Consider the following 21,981-nt stretch of genomic DNA (forward strand, 5'->3'; position numbering starts at 1 on the left):
GGAAGTGCTTTTGACAACAAGAGCACTGATCCAGAGTAAGGGGCGCTGGGAACAACTTTGGTCTGAGTTCATGACTGGAAAGGTTGAAGCTAACCTATGAGTCAGTTATCAAATTGAGAGAGCACCCTCACCAGCGGGATATTAACTGTATTTGAATACCTGCTTTCAGGAATGGACATAGTCTATTCCTGATAGAGAGATAATCGTGCTCAGGTTTACCCTTCAGTTTCCTGGTTGATTTGATCGGTGAACTTTTAACAACCTGCGCACACTAATACCAGCAGAAGAATTTGTGCAGCCTTTGAAATCATCACCTGCTTGAAGAGGTTGCAGCTTGAAGTTCTCTTCGCCTTTGCTTGATCATCAGTTAGTCTGGGTTCAGGTTTTGCCTGCTGAGCTATTGGCGTTTTTTGGTTTATGGCTGCAATAGCTTTTCTTGATATTTGTATCAGTAAATCAGTCGGTTGTATTAATCAGGCTATCTATTCAGTGAGAACTTTTTAGATCTTCTAACTGTCCAAATGACGGTGCAATCGTTTTGTTGGAGCAAAGTTTCTGGAGACTGTTTTACCGTGCTGATTGTTACTGATACGCCCCGTCTAATACTTCGTACCTGGCAGTTACAGGATATTGATGCGTACTCCGCTTTACTGGGTGAAACGCTCGCTCGTTCTTCAGACGCCATGGCGACAGAGCCTGGAAGTCTTGCAGAAACCGAGTTGTGGCGTTATCAGGCTGAGCTTGATAAATGGGGATGGTCTCGCTGGGCTGTGGTATTCAAAGAGAATAACCAGCTGATTGGGTATTGTGGCTTTTCTCCCTATGGTAAGCATATTGAGATGAGCTGGCGTTTTTTGCCCGCTTACCGTGGACAAGGATTGGTACTTGAAGCTGTTGAGGCAGTGACGCAGTTTGGGTTTAATCAGCTGGGCATGGAAGAGATTATTTCTTATACAACCCCCAGTAATGAATTTGCCCAGGGGGTCATGCAGCAACTGGGTATGACGCTTGATCGTTTCGAGGGGTGGAGTACCTGTACAGTAGCGCGTTATCGCATACAGTCACCGATATGATTCATTAATTGGCTTTCCGGTATTACTCATCCTATCCATTTTTCTTAAGTTTTTAAGTCATGTTCTGGTTTTTGGTTTAAGCTGCAGAGCTTATTGTTGATGCTTATCTTTTTTATCTTCCACTTGTAGATAGCACTGATAAAGTTACTTATCTAACACTGCAAATATTCCAGAGCCGCAGTACAATCACTTTACTCCATTTCAGTATTTTTATTTTTCCTTTCATTCACTGTCTTTTTTTGAACTCATGAGCAATAACAGTATCGACACCCTCAATAGCTGGGAGCAGAAAATTATCGTCTGGTTACAATCAATGAATCATGACTGTGATGATGACTCCCATGACTTTTCTCATTTTCAGCGAGTCTGGAAGACTGCGCAGCAGATAATGGATCAGGAGCAGGTATTGGTGGATCGACTGGTAGTTCTCGCTGCCTGCTATTTTCACGATATTGTGGTTTTGCCAAAAGATCATCCTGAGCGGTCCAGGGCGTCTTCGCTCGCTGCCATAAAAACCAGAACCTGTCTTGAGGATATGGGGTTCCCTTGTGAATTAATTGATAACGTATGTCACTCAGTGGAAAGTCACAGCTATTCTGCTGGTATTGTGCCTGAAACCATTGAAGCTAAAGTAGTCCAGGACGCTGACAGGATGGAAGCTCTTGGTGCGATTGGTTTAGCAAGGGTATTTTATACGTCAGGTCTCTTGCGGCGAAAGATGTTTGACTCTGAGGATCCTCTGGCTGAGCGTCGAGCGCTTGATGATCGTGAATATGCTCTGGATCATTTTCAGGTAAAACTGCTGAAGCTGTCAGAAACCATGCAAACAACTGCTGGACGAAGGATGGCAGAGCGGAATTCTGATTATCTCAGGGGATATATGAGCAAATTACTTAAAGAGCTGGATGGTGATTATTCCTGAAAAGGGATCCAGTACCCCATCTGCCTGCACAATGGCGCCTTGGTATGAAGACTCAGGCTTTCGCTGAACATGTCAAACCCATTGAAAGCGTGTACTAGCACTACTTTTTCAAGGGGGGCGCCTTTATAATCCTCTCATCTTGTCGGAGTGCATATAGCTGAGATCGCTGTATTTTATCGGAATTATTTACAGCAAATCCGTTGAACCTGCCCAGGGTAATACCTGCGAAGGGAACAAGAAAAGAGAAAAGAGATCGATATCGTTTTGTTGGATGGTTGATCAGTCTTTGGGTCAACAATGCATCAGTAATGCCTGATATCATTGCCCTTCTTTTACTCTTTTTTCTAAAGCAACACCGGCAAGCCATACACATAATAATAGATAAGGGATATATATGGCTTGTAACTCTCACCGTCAGAATGTTCAGACGAGTGCTCCAATTTCTGACAGTCAATCGCTTCTGGCAGAAGCTTGTCGTCCATTTCCTGCTTCAAGGAAAATTTACCTTGCCGGCAGTCGCCATAATATTCGTGTAGGTCTGCGAGAAATAACGATTGGGCAGAGGAATGGGGAGTTCAGTAAGTTAGCAACTGAATCTGCCGTACGGGTTTATGACACATCCGGCCCTTATACTGATCCAAAATACACTCTGGATCTGCTGCAGGGGCTGCAGCCTATCCGTTCAGAATGGATACTGGGGCGTGAAGACTCAGAAGAGCTAAGTGCCCATTCTTCAAAGTACGCATTGCGACGAAAACAGGATATTCAGGCTGAGCCGTTGCGCTTTCAGTCGCCTGTTTCTGTCAGGTCTGCCCTTCCCGGAAGAAATGTGACTCAGCTCCACTATGCAAGGAAGGGAATCATCACACCAGAGATGGAATATATAGCGATCAGGGAAAACATGGGGCGCCCTGAAGTATCGAAGATAACTCCAGACTTTGTTCGTCAGGAGGTGGCATCAGGCCGTGCTGTTATACCCGCTAACATTAATCATCCCGAAACGGAGCCAATGATCATCGGCCGCAACTTTCTGGTAAAGGTCAATGCCAATATTGGTAATTCTCCAGTGACGTCCACCATTGAGGAAGAGGTTGAAAAGCTGCTTTGGGCAACGCGCTGGGGAGCCGATACGGTGATGGATCTTTCTACGGGTAAAAATATCCATGAAACCCGGGAGTGGATTTTAAGAAACTCTCCGGTACCGATTGGTACAGTGCCTATTTATCAAACACTGGAGAAAGTAAATGGCAAGGTAGAGAATCTAAATTGGGAGGTAATGAAAGATACACTGATTGAGCAGGCAGAGCAGGGAGTCGATTACTTTACGATTCACGCAGGAACATTGAGAGATCATGTAAAACTTACGGCTGGTCGTGTGACCGGTATTGTGTCCAGGGGAGGTGGAATACTCGGGCAGTGGTGTGAGATTCATGACCGGGAAAACTTTTTGTATGAGCATTTCGATGAGATTTGCGAAATATGCAAAGCATACGACATTACTCTTTCATTGGGGGATGGACTTCGTCCGGGGTCTGTTGCTGACGCCAATGATGCTGCACAGTTTGCTGAACTGAAAACGTTAGGTGAACTTACCAGGAAAGCTTGGGAGCATGATGTGCAGGTGATGATTGAAGGACCGGGTCATGTTCCGATGCACCTGATTCAGGAAAATATGGATAAACAGCTTGAGTATTGTAATGAGGCTCCTTTCTATACGCTGGGTCCTTTAACAACAGATATTGCTCCTGGCTATGACCACATTACTTCCGGGATTGGTGCGGCGATGATCGGCTGGTTTGGCTGTGCGATGCTCTGTTATGTGACGCCAAAAGAGCATCTTGGTCTACCCAATCGTGAGGATGTTAAGCAGGGGCTGATTGCTTACAAAATTGCTGCTCATGCGGCAGATGTCGCGAAAGGTCATCCGGGAGCCCAGCTAAGAGATGATGCACTTTCCCGTGCCCGTTTTGAGTTTCGCTGGGAGGACCAGTTTAACCTGGCCCTGGACCCGGATACTGCGAAAGCCTACCACGATGAAACCCTTCCTCAGGACAGCGCCAAAGATGCGGGCTTCTGTTCAATGTGTGGACCAAACTTCTGCCCAATGCGCATGACGCATGACGTACGTGAGTTGGAAGGACCTTCAGCTAGACATGAACCTTTAGCTGATCAAGCGTCTCCAGTGGTAGAAAGCGCCTCCTGAACCCTGTGTATCAGCTGCCGGGTCTGGGCAATATCACCCAGTGTTATTCTCAGGCCTTTGCGTCCAGCCTGGTCAGACTTGGGGCGAACAAGGATACCATGACTGCGCAGGTGCTGTTCGATGACATCAGGATTATCCGGAAATGCCCAGATGAAATTGGCTGCGCTGGGCCAAAAGGGGATGGCCAGTTGATCAAGGAACTGCTCAAACAACGGTTTTGATTCTTCCATGACTTCCCGGACGTACTGATGGGTATACTCCGGGTGGTCTAAGGCAGCGCTGATGGCAACGGCGGCAAACTGGTTAACATCATAAGGGCCGCGAATATTCAGCAGTGCGCTGATATTGTCAGGGTGGCTGATCACGTAGCCCAGCCGAATGGAAGGCAGGCCCCAGGTTTTAGAGAATGTGCGTGTGATCAGAATATTGGGGTATTCCATAACCACATCAGCAACAGTTGCCTGAGAATATTCAAAGTAGCATTCATCAACCAGCAGGGCGATATCCGGTGCGGATCTGGCAATCGTCAGAATGTCTTCACGATTGATTTGGGTGCCACTGGGGTTGTTGGGGTTTGCGATGACAATTAACCGGGTCTTTGGAGTGATAGCGGCCAATACCGTGTTGACCGGGAAGCCTGTTTCCCTTGTATAGTCGGGCTCAACAATGTTCAGTTTCTCAATATTCGCGCACTGATGGTACATAGCGAAGGTTGGGCCGGGGATGATGATTTCATCATCTTCTGTACAGGCTGCGCGTATAATAATGTCAATTCCCTGGTCAGAACCATTGGTGATCATTACCTGGGTTTCGTTGATGCCTGCGTAGTCTGCAATTTTCCGGGTCAGGTCTCCATAGGATGGATAAACCTGCAGACGATCATCATTGATATAGTTAATAAGTGCCTGTTTAACATGCTCACTGACAGGCAGTGTTCTTTCATTGAAATCCAAAAGCAGATGGTGATGAGGGTCTCTGCCTTCAAGTGGCGGAGTATAGGCGCTCATCCGGGTGATGTGGGACTTGAAAATACTCATCTGCGGTTTCCCTGATCCATCTGTTTTTGTCGGTTTCTGGAGAAAGTGCAGTATAGAGCAGAGTTCCCGGGAGAAGCTATCAGAAAGGCGCTGGGTCCGCTAAATGCTCTGGCCTGATATACTATTCAGCTTCCTGACAGGTCTGTGGAACTCCTATAAATGGAAAAGGTATTAGAACTTCTGGCTGACGGCGGTTTCCACTCAGGTGAAGAGCTGGGTAGTGTGTCGGGCATCAGCCGCGCAGCAATCTGGAAAAAGTTGAAAATGCTTGAAGAACTCGGCCTTCAGATTGATTCAGTCAAAGGCAGGGGATACAGGCTGCATCCGGGAGTAGAGCTGCTTGATAGTGAGCGTATTCTCAAGGCTCTGGAACCAGCGGTCAGGGAGGCGGTTATCGTCCATACCTGTTTGAAAACAACCTCGACCAATGATCTGGTCAGAGAGATTCCTGTTGCCAGCCCCTTAATAAAAGGGGTGTGCCTGGCAGAGTACCAGACCAGCGGACGTGGTCGTCGGGGCAGATCATGGGATAACCCATTTGGCTCTACCATCAGTATGTCTACACGCTGGTTTTACAGTGCGGGCATGGCATCCCTGGAAGGGCTGAGTCTGGCGGTAGGGTTGGGTGTGCTGAAAGCGCTTGAGCGCTGCGGTGGCAGTCATCTCAAGTTGAAGTGGCCGAATGATGTACTTTGGCGTTCTCCTGACGGGTTTCAGAAGCTGAGTGGAATTCTGCTGGAAGTGCACGGAGACCCTACCGGAGACTGTGAGGTGATCATCGGTATTGGTGTCAATATTGCCCTGAGCCAGGAACAGATCAATGGTATTAACCAGCCTGCAGTAGATATGCAGCGGGTTTGTGGTAATGCAGTAAGTCGTAATCAGGTAGTCGGTGAATTGATTAACGAATTGTGTCGTACCCTGGATATTTTCAGCCAACAGGGCTTTGGCCATTTTAAAGAACAGTGGGAACACTACGATGCGTTTGCCGGGCAGGATGTTGTCCTGGATGCATCGGGTAAAACGGTTTCCGGAGTGGCCTCAGGGGTTAATAGTCATGGTGGGCTGTTATTGAAGACGGATGAAGGTATGGTGACTTTCAATGGCGGTGAGGTTTCGTTAAAAGCCGCGACACTTGGAAAGAGCCGGTGTGGAAAGAGTAAATAAAATGAGAATTCTGGAGCTGGATGCAGGCAATAGTCGATTAAAATGGCGACTTCTGAATAAAGGCCAGGTAATTTCCAATGGCTTTCTTGCAAACAGCGAAGACTGGCAGTATGAGTTACCCAGGCTGTTTGATCAAATTGGGCGGGTCGATTCTGCCAGGGCATCCATTGTATCGGGTGATGAGCGTTTTACGTTGCTGAGCGCTGCTGTTAATCAGCACTTTAATGTATCTCTGTTAAAGGCCGAGGTTAAAGAGCAGTGGCGGGGAATTCAGGTTGCTTATTCTGGGCTGGGTGTTGATCGTTGGCTGGCGATGCTTGCTGCCCACCATGTGGGCGGGGCTGAGCATAAAGAGTCCTCCAGTAAAATGGTGGTGAGTTGTGGTACAGCCATTACCATTGACTTGCTGAGTGGCAGCGGGAATCACCTTGGAGGATATATAGTACCGGGTGTTGGCCTGATGAAGAGGATGCTGCATACCAGGACAGCACAACTTCCCATGGTAGAAGCTGAAGCGTTAACGATGACCCCCGGGACAAGTAGTGCTGACTGCATTAATAACGGTATTCTGGCCATGGCCGTAGCAATGATTAATACACAACAGTCACAGTATAAGGCGGCTTATGGAAAAGAGTGCGTTATTTATCTCACGGGGGGCGATGCTACTTTGATTCAGCCTTATATTCATGGTGAGTGTTTCCATCATCCCTCACTGGTGATGGATGGTCTGGGTCTTGCCTTCGAAGAGGAAGGGTAACTCCGTTTTATAAGATGCGTTTGACAGTAATTTTTCTTGTGTTTGCCAATATCAGTTACTTTGCCTGGGGCTCATGGCAGGAGTCCAAGGTTGGTTACTGGTTGCCTGAGAATGATGATGCTTATACAGAAGCCTCTGGTGAGCGACTGGTCCTGTTAACTGAAACTGAGGAATCTCTTCAGTCTCGTCGTGATGATATTGTGGTTCAGTCTGCGTTGAATACATCGCTGTATTCAGGGGATGCAGCTCAGGAATGTCTGGTCGTTGGGCCTTTTGCTAATGTGGTTGAGGTGGATGAGTTGCAGCAGCGGCTCTTTGCCGTTGGTGTCAGCAGTAAAGAGCGTGCGGATGAAAACAGTCAGCAGGAGGATTACTGGGTTCATATACCGCCACTGGCCAGCAGGGATGCAGCAATACGGCTGTTAAGAGAGCTTCAGGCCCAGAGAATTGACAGTTTTGTGATTACTCAGGGTGAGTTGGCCAATGGGATATCGCTGGGTCTTTTCTCGCGAAGTGAGTCTGCGAAAGCGGTAAGTCGTCGTTTAATGGATGCGGGCTATGTGGTTGCAATCAAGTCTCTGCCCAGAGTTCCTGAGCAGTGGTGGCTCGAGATGGATGCCGCAGTGGAAGGAAAGCTGAGTACGTCATTCTGGGATGAAGCTGCTGATCAGTTTCCTGAACTGAAAAAGTTAAAAAAGAGTTGTAAAAGCATTGCAACGGACAAAGAGTTTCTCTAGTATACGCCTCGCTGCTCAGGGAGACAGTTAGCCAAGCCGGCAAGCGGAGGTGATCGATTAAGAAGGTTGCTGAAGAGGAAAAAAGGCTGGGTTGACAAAGAGAACTTCCTGAATAAAATAGCGCAGCATCTGGTGGGGTTCCCGAGTGGCCAAAGGGATCAGACTGTAAATCTGACGCGAAAGCTTCGCTGGTTCGAATCCAGCCCCCACCACCAGATTTCACTTCCTTGTGTTAAGTAGATCAAAGAATTGTTCTTGATGCTTGGAGACTGCTGGCTTCTCTTGTATTCTTTGGATGTCTGGAAGCTTCTGCATAAATAAAAGTTTGTTTGTGCGGGTATAGTTCAATGGTAGAACCTCAGCCTTCCAAGCTGATGATGCGGGTTCGATTCCCGCTACCCGCTCCAGTTCATGTCTTTTTGTAAAAGAATGCTCTTATAGCTCAGTCGGTAGAGCGCATCCTTGGTAAGGATGAGGTCACCGGTTCAATTCCGGTTAAGAGCTCCATTTTTGAGAGGCGTTTGTCTCTTTTTTTTCGAGTGCTGATTTGCTTTTTTTGTGCTCGATAAGCCGCAGGGCTTTTCAGGTCGGTTGATGATGATTATAATTCACCGACCCTGTATCCAGAGTGATAAGGATTTAGGCCAGTAGTTCAATTGGTAGAGCACCGGTCTCCAAAACCGGGGGTTGGGGGTTCGATTCCCTCCTGGCCTGCCATTTCCAATGATCAAGCTCTTGGGATGCTTGTTCTCAGAGGTCTTTTTAAAGGTCTTTTAAAGAAAGCCTAGATAGAGAAAATCAAGCTGATGAGTGGAAATTCTGAAATTGCGACTTCGGGTCGTCTGGATGGTCTCAAGTGGGGCCTTGTGGCGGTTCTGGTCGCTGTTGGTGTTTACGGTAATTATTACTTCTCTGCTGAGTCGCTCCTTCTCAGGGTTGTTGGTCTGCTGGTGATTGCGGCGGTTGCCGGATTTGTTGCTCTGCAGACTGTAAAGGGTGGTGCCTTCTGGACGTTGTTGAAGGATGCCAAAACCGAGATTCGCAAGGTTGTCTGGCCTACTCGTCAGGAGACGGTGCAAACCACGCTCGTGGTTGTGGCTGTCGTGTTAGTGATGGGTCTTATTTTGTGGGGGCTCGATTCTCTGCTAGGCTGGATGATCAGCAGCCTGATTTGATAGGGACAGGACATGGCGAAACGTTGGTATGTGGTTCATGCCTACTCTGGATACGAGAAGCAGGTGTTGCGCTCTCTGAATGAGCGTATCAAGCGTCTTGGTATGGAAGAGTATTTTGGCGAAATTATGGTGCCTACCGAGGAAGTGGTAGAGATTAAGAACGGCCAGAAGCGCAAGAGTGAAAGAAAGTTCTTTCCGGGCTATGTGTTAGTCCAGATGGAGATGAACGAAGACTCGTGGCACCTTATTAAAGATACGCCGCGTGTTATGGGCTTTATTGGTGGTACGGCTGATAAGCCTGCGCCGATTACTGAAAAGGAAGCTGACGCTATTCTGCGTCGTGTGCATGAAGGTGCTGAAGCTCCAAGGCCTAAAACTCTGTTTGAGCCGGGCGAGATGGTTCGTGTTATCGAAGGTCCTTTTGCGGACTTTAATGGTGTGGTGGAAGGCGTTAACTACGAGAAAAGTCGTCTCCAGGTGGCGGTAATGATTTTTGGTCGCTCAACGCCTGTAGAGCTTGGGTTTGGCCAGGTCGAAAAAGTGTAAGTCGATCGGATTGGTCCCAATTCCCCGTTTGCCGTTCTGGTAGCGGGGTTTTGTGTTTTCAGGGGTTGGAGTTTTTGGGGCTGGCTGAATGCTTTTCTCTAATTGTTTCCTTCTTCTGTGTGCTGGAAAGAGATGATTGTGTGAATTGCAATTATCTTAAGTGTTTTTGCGCTGGTGCTTTCGGGATGATTTCTGTAAACTATCGCGCTTTGTAGACGGGTAGCCGTGGATTCTGATGCTTTTTCTTCTTGGGTCTCTTGGTATAAAGAGGGCTTAGAAAGAGGGTCGGATGAGGCTGTGACCCATGTAGAGGTTAAAAATGGCCAAGAAAGTACAAGCTTATATTAAGCTTCAAGTGCCTGCTGGACAGGCAAACCCATCTCCACCTGTTGGTCCTGCTCTGGGTCAGCACGGTGTAAACATCATGGAATTCTGTAAGGCGTTCAATGCAAGCACCCAGAAAATGGATGCTGGTATGCCGATTCCTGTTGTTATTACTGTTTACAGTGATCGCAGTTTCACTTTTGAAACCAAGACTCCGCCTGCCTCTGTTCTGCTGATGAAGACTCTGAAGCTGAAGAAAGGTTCTGGTCGTCCAAATACCGAGAAAGTTGGTACTGTGACTCGCGAGCAACTGCTTGAAGTTGCCAAGATCAAAGAGCCTGATCTGACTGCTGCTGACGAAGATGCGGCTGTTCGTACCATTGCTGGTTCAGCTCGTTCCATGGGTCTGATCGTGGAGGGTGTTGAGTAATGGCTAAGTTGTCAAAGCGTGCAAAACTGATCGCTGAAAAGATCGACTCTACCAAGTCTTACGGCTTTGAAGAAGCTGCAGTCCTGTTGAAAGAGATCTCCAGCGTCAAGTTCAAGGAAACTATCGAAGTTTCTGTGAACCTGGGTGTAGATCCTCGTAAATCTGACCAGGTGGTTCGTGGCTCTACTGTGCTGCCTAACGGTACTGGTAAAGACGTTCGTGTAGCTGTGTTTACTCAGGGTGCCAACGCTGAAGCTGCTAAAGAAGCGGGTGCTGAAGTGGTTGGTATGGAAGATCTGGCTGAGCAGGTTAAAGCTGGTCAGATGGACTTCGACGTAGTTATTGCTTCTCCGGATGCGATGCGTGTTGTTGGTCAGCTGGGCCAGATCCTCGGTCCACGTGGCCTGATGCCTAACCCTAAGGTTGGTACTGTAACGCCTAACGTTGCTGAAGCTGTTAAAAACGCTAAGGCTGGTCAGGTACGTTTCCGTACTGACAAGAACGGTATTATCCATGCCGGTGTTGGCAAGATCGACTTTGAAGCGGCTGCTCTGAAGCAGAACGTTGAAGCTCTGCTGGTTGATCTGAAGAAGCTGAAGCCTTCTTCCAGCAAAGGCGTTTACATGAAGAAAGTTACCCTGTCCTCTACTATGGGTCCAGGTCTGACTATCGACATGTCCTCTCTGTCTGCGTAAGCGATAGAAAGAATTGCTGAGGTCTGGCTTGCCAGGCCTCTGGCTGGCAGGAAGCCAGTCGCAACCTTCTTTGGGGTCCCTGCTGTTGCGGGGGTCGTCAAAGATCGCAGGTGTCGGATGCTGTGCCTGTTTCGGCAGGGTTCTTCATGATGAAGGACAAAAAGCAGATGGCTTAATCTCCTGCGTAGACGGTGAGTATGCTTTTTGAAAGATAAAAGTGTGCGCCCATCACCGTATTGTAAGCGCTTGATAGTTTGTCGCTGATGAGCGATCAAGTGAAACTTCATAAGTTTGGAGTAAAGCCCATGGCGTTAGGACTCGAAGACAAGAAGGCAATTGTTGCCGAAGTCAGCGAGGCTGCACAAAGCGCTCTGTCGGCTGTAATCGCGGACTACCGTGGTCTTACTGTTAGTCAAATGACTGCTCTGCGTAAGCAGGCTCGTGAAGGTGGCGTCTACCTGAAGGTAGTTCGTAACACTCTGGCCAAGCGCGCTGTAGAAGGTACTGATCTTCAGTGCCTGCAGGAAGTTCTGGTAGGCCCTACTGTGCTTGCTTTCTCTATGGAAGATCCAGGTGCCGCTGCGCGTCTGATGAAGGATTTTGCCAAAGAGAACAAAGAGTTGGATATCAAAGCTCTGTCTATTTCTGGACAGCTGCTGGGTGCAGAGCAGATCGATGTTCTGGCCAAGATGCCTACTCTGGATCAGGCTCGCGCAATGCTGATGAGCGTAATGATCGCACCGGTAACCAAGCTGGCAAGAACTCTGAACGAGATTCCTGCAAGCGTTACCCGTGTTGTGGCAGCTGTTGCCGACGAGAAGAAGAAGGCCGCTTAATCCTTGCTGGATTGGTTTTCTTGCTTTTTTGCTTAAACAAATTTTGGGGCTTGCTCTTTTTTGTTTGCCCCGACCAAGATTTTTGGAGATATAGAGATGGCTCTGTCCAAAGAAGATATCCTGAATGCAATCGCTGAAATGTCTGTAATGGACGTTGTTGAACTGGTTTCCGCTATGGAAGAGAAGTTCGGCGTTTCTGCTGCTGCTGCTGTTGCTGTTGCTGCTGCTCCTGCTGAAGCTGCTGCCGCTGCTGAAGAGAAGACTGAGTTTGACGTAATCCTGGCTGACGCTGGCGACAAGAAAGTTAACGTTATCAAGGTAGTACGTGCAGCTACTGGTCTGGGCCTGAAAGAAGCCAAGGCTGTTGTAGACGGCGCTCCAGCTCCTCTGAAGGAAGGCGCTTCTAAAGAAGAAGCTGAAGAGCTGAAGAAGCAGCTGGAAGAAGCTGGTGCTAAAGTAGAAATCAAGTAATTTCTATAAAAGCATTGCATAATCCCGAGTCTATTGCATAATAGATTCAGGTGGCTGGTGCCTGCGAGGGTGCCGGCCTTTTTTCCGTTGTATGAGCTATATCGTCTGAGTAACTGTATTTGCACGTAGCGTCTGTTTTTTATCATGAAATTTTCCGTTATCTTCAGTTTTTGCGGCTGGGAGGGGGCTTTTCGTGGTTTGACAAGGGGGGCTGCTATTTTCGCAGATACATTTGGCAGGGATATGAGCTTGGAAAAGTCGTCGCAGAATCTGATCAATCTGGGGAAGGCTTTTTATGTTGGTGCAAGGCGATTCAATACAGGGATTTTCCGGTAGTTATAGTACCACTTCATGCCAAGCTGTGAGATGATGGTAGATTGCTGTAGAGAATTTATTCTCTGACCGTTTTGCCCCGGCCTGAAATACATATGCTGCCTGATGATTCATCAGGCAGATCCGAATACCGCTTCCGTTGCCTTGTGCGATGTAAGCGGTATTGCCGTGAAAGCAGGGTAGTAAATCTGAACAATGGTGTCAGATTGCTTTCTGTTCAGGCGCTAAAGCTCATACAACGGTTAATGTCTACAACGATGCGAAAGTGTCTGTAACGGCATTGAGAGTATCTGCAACACCTCAAAGGTGTCTGTGATACAGGTCAGTTTATGACCAGAAAAGTTGAAAATTTATTGGTTTTGACAGGGAGCCACCCGCTCTCGAACTAACCTACTATGGCCAGGCGATGCCGCCTGAAGTCAAAAACAGGTAACCAAGCTGGGGAACGCTGATGGCATACTCGTATACAGAGAAAAAACGCATCCGCAAGGACTTCGGCAAGCTGCCGAGTGTCATGAATGTGCCTTATCTGCTGGCGATTCAGCTTGATTCATATCACAAGCTGTTGCAGTCAGATAAAGAGCCGGCAGCCAGAGAAGATATCGGGCTTCACGCAGCCTTTAAATCCGTCTTCCCAATCGTAAGCTATTCCGGTAATGCGGCACTTGAATATGTTAGCTACAGACTGGGTGCTCCTGCGTTTGATGTCAAGGAATGCCAGCTGAGAGGCGTCACTTACGCAGTACCACTGCGCGTCAAGGTACGTCTGATTATCTACGATAAAGACTCCTCTAACAAGGCAATCAAGGATATCAAAGAGCAGGAAGTGTACATGGGCGAAATTCCGCTCATGACCGATAACGGTACCTTTGTTATTAATGGTACAGAGCGTGTTATCGTATCCCAGCTGCATCGCTCTCCGGGCGTATTCTTCGATAATGACCGGGGTAAGACTCACTCCTCCGGTAAACTGCTATATTCTGCCCGTGTAATTCCTTACCGTGGCTCCTGGCTGGACTTTGAGTTTGATCCAAAGGATCTGCTCTATGTTCGTATCGACCGTCGTCGTAAACTGCCTGCCACTATTCTGCTGAGAGCTCTTGGGCTTTCCAATGAAGAAATTCTTGAGAATTTCTTTGATTTTGTTGAGTTCAAAATTGGCGCTGAAAATGTCAGTACCGAGTTTGTTGCCGATCGTCTCAGAGGCGAGGCTGCCAGCTTTGATATCTACGATAACGACGGTAATGTTGTTGTAGAACAGGGTCGTCGTGTAACTGCGCGACACATCCGTGACTTGCAGAAAGCAAACATCAAGAGCCTGGATGCTCCGGTTGATTACATCTATGGTCGTGTTCTGGCAAAGACCGTTATTCACAAAACTACTGGTGAAATCATTGTTGAGTGCAACACTGAAATTACACCTGAAGTTTATGAGAAGCTGCTGTCTGCCGGTATCAAAACTGTAGAAACGCTTTATATCAATGAGCTGGAGTGCGGTCCGTTCATGTCTGACACTCTGCGTGCAGATACCACGACCAACCGTCTGGAAGCGCTCGTTGAAATTTACCGCATGATGCGTCCTGGTGAACCACCAACACAGGATGCTGCTGAGGCGCTGTTCCAGAATCTGTTCTTCTCAACAGAACGCTATGACCTGTCTGCAGTCGGTCGAATGAAGTTCAACCGCCGCCTGGGGCGTGATGAAGATACCGGTTCCGGTGTTCTGGATAATTCCGACATCATTGATGTTTTGAAGATTCTGGTCGACATCCGCAACGGTAAAGGTGTCTGTGACGATATCGACCACCTGGGTAACCGTCGTGTACGTTCCGTTGGTGAGATGGCTGAAAACCAGTTCCGTGTAGGTCTGGTGCGTGTTGAGCGTGCAGTTAAGGAACGTCTGAGTCTGGCTGAATCCGAAGGTCTGATGCCTCAGGATCTGATTAACGCCAAACCGGTAGCGGCTGCCATCAAGGAATTCTTCGGTTCCAGTCAGCTGTCCCAGTTTATGGACCAGAACAATCCGCTGTCCGAGATTACTCACAAGCGTCGTGTATCTGCGTTGGGCCCAGGTGGTCTGACCCGTGAGCGTGCCGGCTTTGAGGTTCGAGATGTACACGCGACTCACTATGGCCGTGTCTGCCCGATCGAGACTCCTGAAGGTCCAAACATCGGTCTGATTAACTCTCTGGCAACCTATGCCCGTACCAACGACTATGGTTTCCTGGAAGCACCATACCGTCGCGTTGTTGATGGCAAGGTTACTGATGACGTTGATTACCTCTCTGCCATTGAAGAGGGTGAGTATGTCATCGCTCAGGCATCTGCGGCCATGGATGAAAACAAGCAGCTGACTGATGAGCTGGTTGTTGTGCGTTACCGCGGTGAAGCAACCCTGATGAGCCCGGATAAAGTCCAGTACATGGACGTATCCACCAAGCAGATGGTATCTGTTGCTGCCTCTCTGATTCCATTCCTTGAGCACGACGATGCTAACCGTGCATTGATGGGATCGAACATGCAGCGTCAGGCCGTACCAACCCTGAGAGCAGAGAAGCCTCTGGTTGGAACCGGTATGGAGCGTAACGTAGCTTCTGACTCCGGTGTCTGTGTAGTTGCCAGACGTGGTGGTGTGATTGATACCGTTGATGCTGCTCGTATTGTTGTTCGTGTTAACGATAACGAAGTGCAGCCCGGTGAGGCAGGTGTTGACATCTACAACCTGACTAAGTACACCCGTTCTAACCAGAACACCTGTATTAATCAGCGTTCCCTGGTTAAGGCTGGCGATCAGATTTCCCGTGGTGACATCATGGCGGACGGCCCGTCTGTTGATATGGGTGAGCTGGCGCTGGGTCAGAACATGCGCGTCGCGTTCATGCCCTGGAACGGTTACAACTTTGAGGACTCCATCCTCATCTCTGAGCGTGTCGTTCAGGAAGATCGCTTTACCACTATCCACATTCAGGAACTGACCTGTGTGGCCCGTGACACCAAACTGGGTGCAGAAGAGATCACTGGTGATATTCCAAACGTTGGTGAGTCTGCCCTGAACAAGCTGGATGAAGCCGGTATTGTTTACGTGGGTGCTGAAGTAGGCGCTGGTGACATTCTGGTGGGTAAGGTGACACCAAAAGGTGAAACACAGCTGACTCCGGAAGAGAAGCTGCTGCGTGCCATCTTCGGTGAGAAGGCATCCGATGTTAAGGATACCTCCCTGCGTGTACCGACCAGTGTGAAAGGTACCGTTATTGATGTTCAGGTCTTTACCCGTGACGGCGTAGAGAAGGACTCCCGTGCGCTTTCTATTGAAAAGGCGCAGCTGGATGAGTACCGCAAGGACCTGAATGAAGAGTTCCGTGTGGTTGAGCATGACACCTTCGCCCGTCTGCGTGGTGCTCTGCGCGATCAGCCTGTTGTTCGTGCACCGGGTCTTGGTAAGGGTGATCGGATCAGCGACAGCTACCTGGATGGTCTGGAGCACGAGCAGTGGTTCAAGCTGTCCATGGAAGACGAAGCGCTCAATGAGATGCTGGATCTGTCCAGAGAACAGCTGAAAGAGCGTCGTGCCCAGCTGGATGAGCGCTTCGAAGACAAGAAGAAGAAGCTCCAGACTGGCGATGACATGGCGCCTGGCGTACTGAAGATCGTTAAGGTCTATCTGGCCATCAAGCGTCGTATCCAGCCTGGTGATAAGATGGCGGGTCGTCACGGTAACAAGGGTGTTATCTCCATTATCATGCCGGTAGAAGACATGCCGCACGATGAAGAGGGTAATCCGGTTGATATCGTACTGAACCCTCTGGGTGTACCGTCGCGAATGAACGTTGGTCAGGTGCTTGAGACTCACCTGGGTGCTGCGGCCAAGGGGCTTGGTGTCAAGATCAACCGCATGCTGGAAGCCCAGCAGAGCATGGCTGAACTGCGCAAGTTCCTGGACGAGGTCTACAACGGTATTCCTGGTTCCAGTCCGGTAGAGGTTGAGTCCTTCAGTGACGCAGAAGTGCTTGAGCTGGCCCGCAACCTGCGTGGCGGTGTACCGATGGCAACTGCGGTATTCGATGGTGCCAAGGAAACTGAGATCAAGCGACTGCTTCGTCTGGCGGACATGAATGACAGTGGCCAGGTTAAGTTGTTCGACGGCCGTACCGGTGAGTCTTTTGAGCGTCCGGTAACTGTTGGCTACATGTACATGCTGAAGCTGAACCACCTGGTAGACGACAAGATGCATGCTCGTTCTACTGGTTCTTACTCTCTGGTTACCCAGCAGCCTCTGGGTGGTAAGGCTCAATTCGGTGGCCAGCGTTTCGGGGAGATGGAGGTCTGGGCGCTGGAAGCCTATGGTGCCGCCTACACCCTGCAGGAAATGCTGACTGTGAAGTCCGATGACGTCACCGGCCGTACCAAGATGTACAAAAACATCGTGGATGGCGACCACAGAATGGAAGCCGGTATGCCGGAATCCTTTAACGTACTGTTGAAGGAAATCCGCTCACTGGGCATCGACATCGAACTGGAAACCGAATAACGAACGTGTGGCCAGGGTGCTCTGCTTTCTAGTTTATAGAGAAGCAGGCACCTTGCACCGCGAGGAGATACGATCTTGAAAGACTTATTGAATCTGCTCAAGACACAGGGCCAGACGGACGAATTCGACGCTATTCGGATTGCGCTGGCTTCACCGGAGATGATCCGGTCCTGGTCATACGGCGAAGTTAAAAAGCCGGAGACTATTAATTACCGTACGTTCAAGCCTGAGCGTGATGGTCTGTTCTGTGCCAAGATTTTTGGTCCGGTCAAAGACTACGAGTGCCTTTGTGGTAAGTACAAGCGACTGAAGCACCGTGGTGTTATCTGTGAGAAGTGTGGTGTTGAGGTTGCTCTGGCCAAGGTGCGTCGTGAGCGCATGGGTCACATTGAGCTGGCCAGCCCGGTTGCTCACATCTGGTTCCTGAAGTCCCTGCCATCCCGTATCGGTCTGTTGCTGGACATGACCCTGCGTGACATCGAGCGGGTGCTTTACTTTGAATCTTACGTTGTTGTTGATCCGGGTATGACGACGCTGGAGAAAAACCAGCTGTTGTCTGATGAACAATACTACGAAGCCCTGGAAGAGTTTGGTGATGACTTTGATGCCCGTATGGGTGCAGAAGCCATCAAGGGCCTGTTGGCAGATATCGACATCGAAGACGAAGTCAATACACTGCGTGAAGAGATTCCACAGACCAACTCTGAAACCAAGCTGAAGAAGCTGAGCAAGCGTCTGAAGCTGCTGGAAGCTTTCCATAATTCAGGCAACAACCCTGAGTGGATGATCCTGACCGTTCTGCCGGTTCTGCCGCCAGATCTGCGTCCTCTGGTACCTCTGGATGGTGGTCGTTTTGCGACGTCTGACCTGAACGATCTGTATCGTCGAGTGATCAACCGTAACAACCGTTTGAAGCGTCTGCTGGACCTGAACGCACCTGACATCATCGTCCGTAACGAAAAGCGGATGCTGCAGGAATCTGTTGATGCCCTGTTGGACAACGGCCGTCGTGGTCGTGCCATCACTGGTTCTAACAAGCGTCCTCTGAAATCCCTGGCTGATATGATCAAGGGTAAACAGGGTCGTTTCCGTCAGAACCTGCTGGGTAAGCGTGTAGACTACTCTGGTCGTTCGGTTATTACCGTAGGTCCTACTCTGCGTTTGCATCAGTGTGGTCTTCCGAAGAAGATGGCGCTGGAACTGTTCAAGCCATTTATCTTCGGTAAGCTGGAAGCCAAAGGTCTGGCAACCACTATCAAAGCCGCCAAGAAGATGGTTGAGCGTGAAACCCCTGATGTGTGGGACGTTCTGGCTGACGTTATCCGCGAACATCCGGTGATGCTGAACCGTGCGCCAACCCTGCACCGTCTGGGTATTCAGGCATTTGAACCGGTTCTGATCGAAGGTAAGGCGATTCAGCTGCACCCATTGGTGTGTGCGGCCTATAACGCCGACTTCGACGGTGACCAGATGGCGGTACACGTTCCTCTGACGCTGGAAGCTCAGCTGGAAGCCCGAGCCCTGATGATGTCCACCAACAACATCCTGGCACCGGCAAACGGTGAGCCAATCATCGTACCTTCCCAGGACGTGGTACTGGGTCTGTACTACATCACCCGTGAGCGTATCAACGCCAAGGGTGAAGGCATGGCATTCGTTGATATCGACGAGGTAATGCGTGCCTACCGTACCAAGGCTGTTGATCTGCATGCCCGCATCAAGGTGCGTGTGCACGAGAAGTACCGTGATGGCGAAGGTAAAGAGCACGACAACAAGTTCCTGGCGGATACCACCGTGGGTCGTATGATCCTGTGGGATATCGTGCCTGAAGGTCTGCCATTCTCTCTGGTTAACCAGGCAATGAAGAAGAAGGCGATCTCCGGTCTGTTGAATGCCTGCTACCGTAACGTTGGTCTGAAGGAAACCGCTATCTTTCCTGACCAGATGATGTATCTGGGCTTCCAGTACGCAACGATTTCCGGTACCTCCATCGGTGTTAACGACTTCGTTATTCCTCCTGAGAAGGCTCGCATCATCGACGACGCCAACGAAGAGGTTAAGGAAATCGAAAACCAGTTTGCTTCTGGTCTGGTAACAGCTGGCGAGAAGTACAACAAGGTTATCGACATCTGGTCCCGTGCCAACGAAATGCTGGCCAAGCGCATGATGGACAACCTGAAGTCTGACACTGTTATCAACAAGCAGGGTGAGGAAGAAGAGCAGGAATCCTTCAACAGCGTATACATGATGGCGGACTCCGGTGCACGGGGTAGTGCGGCACAGATTCGTCAGCTGGCCGGTATGCGTGGTCTGATGGCCAAGCCAGACGGCTCCATCATCGAAACACCTATTACCGCAAACTTCCGTGAAGGTCTGAACGTACTTCAGTACTTCATCTCTACTCACGGTGCTCGTAAGGGTCTGGCGGATACCGCTCTGAAGACTGCGAACTCCGGTTACCTGACCCGTCGTCTGGTTGATGTTGCCCAGGATCTGGTCGTAACTGAAGACGATTGTGGCACCAGCGATGGCCTGCTGATGACTCCGCACATTGAAGGCGGTGACGTGGTAGAGCCGCTGGGTGAGCGTATTCTGGGCCGTGTCGTGGCAGAAGACGTGCTCAAGCCTGGCAGCGACAGCGAAATTGCCGTACCTGCCGGAACCCTCATTGATGAAATGTGGGTGAAGCGCCTTGAAACCATGAACGTTGACGAGATGCGTGTACGCTCTCCAATCAGCTGTGAAACCCGTCACGGTATCTGCTCCAAGTGTTACGGTCGTGATCTGGGTCGTGGTCACCTGGTTAACAAGGGTGAAGCGGTGGGTGTTATCGCTGCCCAGTCCATCGGTGAGCCTGGTACACAGTTGACGATGCGTACCTTCCACATCGGTGGTGCGGCGTCCAGAAATGCGGCGGCAGACAGCGTAACTGTCAAGAACAAAGGTTCTATCCGCCTGCTGAACCTGAAGTCTGTTGAGCGTAAGGATGGCACTCTGGTTGCTGTCAGCCGTTCCGGACAGCTGGCGATTGCCGACGAGTTTGGTCGTGAGCGTGAGCGTTACAAGCTACCTTACGGTGCGATGATTTCGGTGAAGGATGGCGACCTGGTTGAAGCGGGTCAGACCGTGGCCAAGTGGGATCCACACACTCACCCGATCATCACGGAAACTGCCGGTATTGTTGAATTCCAGGGTATGGATGAAAACATCACCGTTAAGACTCAGACTGATGAGCTGACCGGTCTGTCCAACATGGAAGTAATGGATCCGAAGGATCGTCCGTCTGCCGGTAAGGATATTCGTCCAGCCATTCAGCTGAAAGATGTCAATGGTAACGAGCTGAAGCTGCCAGGTACTGACGTTCCTGCCCAGTATTTCCTGCCAGCAAACGCTCTGGTGAACCTGGTGGATGGTGCTACGGTGGAAGTGGGTGCGGTACTTGCCCGTATTCCGCAGCAGTCTTCCGGTAACCGGGACATCACCGGTGGTCTGCCACGGGTTGCTGACCTCTTTGAAGCGCGTAAGCCAAAAGAGCATTCCATCCTGGCGGAAATCTCCGGAACCATCGGCTTCGGTAAGGAGACCAAGGGCAAGAAGCGCCTGGTGATTACACCGACCGACGGTGGTGATCCATACGAAGAGCTGATTCCAAAGTGGCGTCACCTCAACGTGTTTGAAGGTGAGCAGGTGACTCAAGGGGAAGTTATCTCCGATGGTCCGACCAACCCGCATGACGTATTGCGTTTGTTGGGCGTCAGTGAGCTGGCTCGCTATATCGTTAATGAAATCCAGGACGTATACCGTCTGCAGGGTGTAAAGATTAACGATAAGCACATTGAGACCATTCTGCGCCAGATGCTGCGTAAGGTAGAAATTACCGATACTGGTGATTCCAACTTTATTCGTGGTGATCAGCTGGAATACACTCGTCTGCTGGAAGAGAATGATCGCGTCAATCGTGAGAACGGCTTCCCTGCCAAGTTCGAGCGTGTGCTGCTGGGTATTACCAAGGCATCTCTGGCAACAGAATCCTTCATCTCTGCGGCTTCCTTCCAGGAGACTACCCGTGTCCTGACAGAAGCTGCAGTTCATGGTAAGCGCGACTACCTGCGTGGCCTGAAGGAGAATGTGGTTGTCGGTCGTCTGATTCCAGCAGGTACTGGTCTGACTTACCATGCTGAACGTCGTAAGGGGCGTGAGGAGGTTGAGTTTGAGACTCCGGCCAAGGTATCTGCTTCTGAAGTTGAGCAGGCGTTGTCTGATGCATTGAACTTCGGTGAGGTTTAATCGCTGAGTAGTTAAAAGGAGAAGTACTTCCTTTTAACATCAAAAAAAGCCACCTTAATTGGTGGCTTTTTTTTGTCTATTGAAAAATAAGAATCAATGTTTATCGACCTGTGTTGTTAAGGCGAGCTGGGCGGAAGAAGAATGAGCTTAGGCATATAGTGGATGATCCATCGTCGTATTTTTGATTATTAGAAAGGATGTGCTGCTATTGCATTCTTGATCAGCTTTCTGAATTAGTCAGCTCATATTTTACGCTTACTTGACGGTGTGTGTGATTATACGGGGGAACTGGTGTTTCCTTTTATTACTCCAAATACTTTGTTTGGGTTTGTTATACCAATCGCATTTTCTAAATCCTTAAGCTGCCGCCAACTATGCTTAGGCATCATTACCATGCATTATCTAGAACAGATGTCTCGTCGACCACAGCTACCCGAAGGTTTTAATGATGTTGATTTTC

General features: G+C 49.5%; 15 protein-coding genes, 4 tRNA genes and 1 riboswitch. Of the genes, 18 read left to right on the top strand and 1 reads right to left on the bottom strand.

What is annotated here, in order from left to right:
- Positions 1-572: 572 nt before the first annotated feature.
- The 3 genes from AK963_RS13830 (at position 573) to thiC (ending at position 4,198) form a co-directional block, all read left to right on the top strand.
- The gene (locus AK963_RS13830) at positions 573-1,073 is read left to right on the top strand and encodes a GNAT family N-acetyltransferase (protein WP_066016050.1); all 501 of its coding nucleotides are present in this window, start codon (positions 573-575) and stop codon (positions 1,071-1,073) included.
- A gap of 247 nt (positions 1,074-1,320) precedes the next feature.
- Positions 1,321-1,995: a phosphohydrolase gene (locus AK963_RS13835; RefSeq protein ID WP_066016051.1), complete on the top strand. Its 675-nt coding sequence runs from the start codon at positions 1,321-1,323 to the stop codon at positions 1,993-1,995.
- Between the two features lie 133 nt (positions 1,996-2,128).
- A riboswitch (TPP riboswitch) is annotated at positions 2,129-2,245 on the top strand.
- Between the two features lie 144 nt (positions 2,246-2,389).
- The gene (gene thiC / locus AK963_RS13840) at positions 2,390-4,198 is read left to right on the top strand and encodes a phosphomethylpyrimidine synthase ThiC (protein WP_066016052.1); all 1,809 of its coding nucleotides are present in this window, start codon (positions 2,390-2,392) and stop codon (positions 4,196-4,198) included.
- On the opposite strand, the gene AK963_RS13845 is transcribed toward thiC, so the two are convergent.
- Positions 4,165-5,235 carry a pyridoxal phosphate-dependent aminotransferase gene (locus tag AK963_RS13845; RefSeq protein WP_066016053.1) on the bottom strand — a complete coding sequence of 357 codons (1,071 nt, stop codon included), beginning with the start codon at positions 5,233-5,235 and terminating at the stop codon, positions 4,165-4,167. The genes thiC and AK963_RS13845 overlap by 34 nt on opposite strands.
- A gap of 159 nt (positions 5,236-5,394) precedes the next feature.
- On the opposite strand from AK963_RS13845, the gene birA reads away from it, so the two are divergent.
- The 15 genes from birA to rpoC all read left to right on the top strand — a co-directional run bounded on the left by birA (position 5,395) and on the right by rpoC (position 21,521).
- Positions 5,395-6,402: a bifunctional biotin--[acetyl-CoA-carboxylase] ligase/biotin operon repressor BirA gene (gene birA, locus AK963_RS13850; protein ID WP_066016054.1), complete on the top strand. Its 1,008-nt coding sequence runs from the start codon at positions 5,395-5,397 to the stop codon at positions 6,400-6,402.
- A gap of 1 nt (position 6,403) precedes the next feature.
- Positions 6,404-7,159 carry a type III pantothenate kinase gene (locus AK963_RS13855; RefSeq protein WP_066016055.1) on the top strand — a complete coding sequence of 252 codons (756 nt, stop codon included), beginning with the start codon at positions 6,404-6,406 and terminating at the stop codon, positions 7,157-7,159.
- 38 nt (positions 7,160-7,197) lie between these two features.
- Entirely contained in the window at positions 7,198-7,896 is a 699-nt protein-coding gene (locus AK963_RS13860; protein WP_238593731.1) for an SPOR domain-containing protein, read from the top strand.
- Between the two features lie 131 nt (positions 7,897-8,027).
- Positions 8,028-8,111, top strand: a tRNA-Tyr gene (locus AK963_RS13865).
- A 118-nt stretch (positions 8,112-8,229) separates the two neighbouring features.
- Positions 8,230-8,303, top strand: a tRNA-Gly gene (locus AK963_RS13870).
- A gap of 24 nt (positions 8,304-8,327) precedes the next feature.
- Positions 8,328-8,403 (top strand) — tRNA-Thr (locus AK963_RS13875).
- A gap of 134 nt (positions 8,404-8,537) precedes the next feature.
- Positions 8,538-8,613: transfer RNA gene (locus tag AK963_RS13880), tRNA-Trp, on the top strand.
- A gap of 89 nt (positions 8,614-8,702) precedes the next feature.
- Positions 8,703-9,071 carry a preprotein translocase subunit SecE gene (secE, locus tag AK963_RS13885; protein ID WP_066016057.1) on the top strand — a complete coding sequence of 123 codons (369 nt, stop codon included), beginning with the start codon at positions 8,703-8,705 and terminating at the stop codon, positions 9,069-9,071.
- Positions 9,072-9,083: 12 nt separating this feature from the next.
- The gene (gene nusG / locus AK963_RS13890) at positions 9,084-9,617 is read left to right on the top strand and encodes a transcription termination/antitermination protein NusG (protein ID WP_066016058.1); all 534 of its coding nucleotides are present in this window, start codon (positions 9,084-9,086) and stop codon (positions 9,615-9,617) included.
- A gap of 319 nt (positions 9,618-9,936) precedes the next feature.
- Positions 9,937-10,371: a 50S ribosomal protein L11 gene (rplK, locus tag AK963_RS13895; protein ID WP_020581778.1), complete on the top strand. Its 435-nt coding sequence runs from the start codon at positions 9,937-9,939 to the stop codon at positions 10,369-10,371.
- Complete coding sequence (gene rplA / locus AK963_RS13900; protein WP_066016059.1) at positions 10,371-11,066, top strand: 50S ribosomal protein L1; 696 nt, start codon at positions 10,371-10,373, stop codon at positions 11,064-11,066. The genes rplK and rplA overlap by 1 nt, the downstream gene beginning before the upstream one ends.
- A gap of 305 nt (positions 11,067-11,371) precedes the next feature.
- Positions 11,372-11,902 carry a 50S ribosomal protein L10 gene (gene rplJ, locus AK963_RS13905; protein ID WP_066016064.1) on the top strand — a complete coding sequence of 177 codons (531 nt, stop codon included), beginning with the start codon at positions 11,372-11,374 and terminating at the stop codon, positions 11,900-11,902.
- Positions 11,903-11,998: 96 nt separating this feature from the next.
- Positions 11,999-12,373: a 50S ribosomal protein L7/L12 gene (rplL, locus tag AK963_RS13910; RefSeq protein WP_066016060.1), complete on the top strand. Its 375-nt coding sequence runs from the start codon at positions 11,999-12,001 to the stop codon at positions 12,371-12,373.
- A 784-nt stretch (positions 12,374-13,157) separates the two neighbouring features.
- Positions 13,158-17,234: a DNA-directed RNA polymerase subunit beta gene (gene rpoB, locus AK963_RS13920; RefSeq protein ID WP_066016062.1), complete on the top strand. Its 4,077-nt coding sequence runs from the start codon at positions 13,158-13,160 to the stop codon at positions 17,232-17,234.
- A gap of 75 nt (positions 17,235-17,309) precedes the next feature.
- Complete coding sequence (rpoC, locus tag AK963_RS13925; protein ID WP_066016063.1) at positions 17,310-21,521, top strand: DNA-directed RNA polymerase subunit beta'; 4,212 nt, start codon at positions 17,310-17,312, stop codon at positions 21,519-21,521.
- Positions 21,522-21,981: the final 460 nt, after the last annotated feature.

It is taken from the genome of Endozoicomonas atrinae (assembly GCF_001647025.1).
GTDB classification, from domain to species: domain Bacteria; phylum Pseudomonadota; class Gammaproteobacteria; order Pseudomonadales; family Endozoicomonadaceae; genus Endozoicomonas; species Endozoicomonas atrinae.

What these genes read in the sequence shown, in the direction of transcription:
- nusG (WP_066016058.1), top strand. Translation starts at nt 9,084, where the DNA reads ATGGCGAAACGTTGGTATGTGGTTCATGCCTACTCTGGATACGAGAAG.
- rpoB (WP_066016062.1), top strand. Translation starts at nt 13,158, where the DNA reads ATGGCATACTCGTATACAGAGAAAAAACGCATCCGCAAGGACTTCGGC.
- AK963_RS13855 (WP_066016055.1), top strand. Translation starts at nt 6,404, where the DNA reads ATGAGAATTCTGGAGCTGGATGCAGGCAATAGTCGATTAAAATGGCGA.
- AK963_RS13845 (WP_066016053.1), bottom strand. Translation starts at nt 5,235, where the DNA reads ATGAGTATTTTCAAGTCCCACATCACCCGGATGAGCGCCTATACTCCG.
- secE (WP_066016057.1), top strand. Translation starts at nt 8,703, where the DNA reads ATGAGTGGAAATTCTGAAATTGCGACTTCGGGTCGTCTGGATGGTCTC.
- rplA (WP_066016059.1), top strand. Translation starts at nt 10,371, where the DNA reads ATGGCTAAGTTGTCAAAGCGTGCAAAACTGATCGCTGAAAAGATCGAC.
- rplK (WP_020581778.1), top strand. Translation starts at nt 9,937, where the DNA reads ATGGCCAAGAAAGTACAAGCTTATATTAAGCTTCAAGTGCCTGCTGGA.
- birA (WP_066016054.1), top strand. Translation starts at nt 5,395, where the DNA reads ATGGAAAAGGTATTAGAACTTCTGGCTGACGGCGGTTTCCACTCAGGT.
- rplJ (WP_066016064.1), top strand. Translation starts at nt 11,372, where the DNA reads ATGGCGTTAGGACTCGAAGACAAGAAGGCAATTGTTGCCGAAGTCAGC.
- rplL (WP_066016060.1), top strand. Translation starts at nt 11,999, where the DNA reads ATGGCTCTGTCCAAAGAAGATATCCTGAATGCAATCGCTGAAATGTCT.
- AK963_RS13835 (WP_066016051.1), top strand. Translation starts at nt 1,321, where the DNA reads ATGAGCAATAACAGTATCGACACCCTCAATAGCTGGGAGCAGAAAATT.
- thiC (WP_066016052.1), top strand. Translation starts at nt 2,390, where the DNA reads ATGGCTTGTAACTCTCACCGTCAGAATGTTCAGACGAGTGCTCCAATT.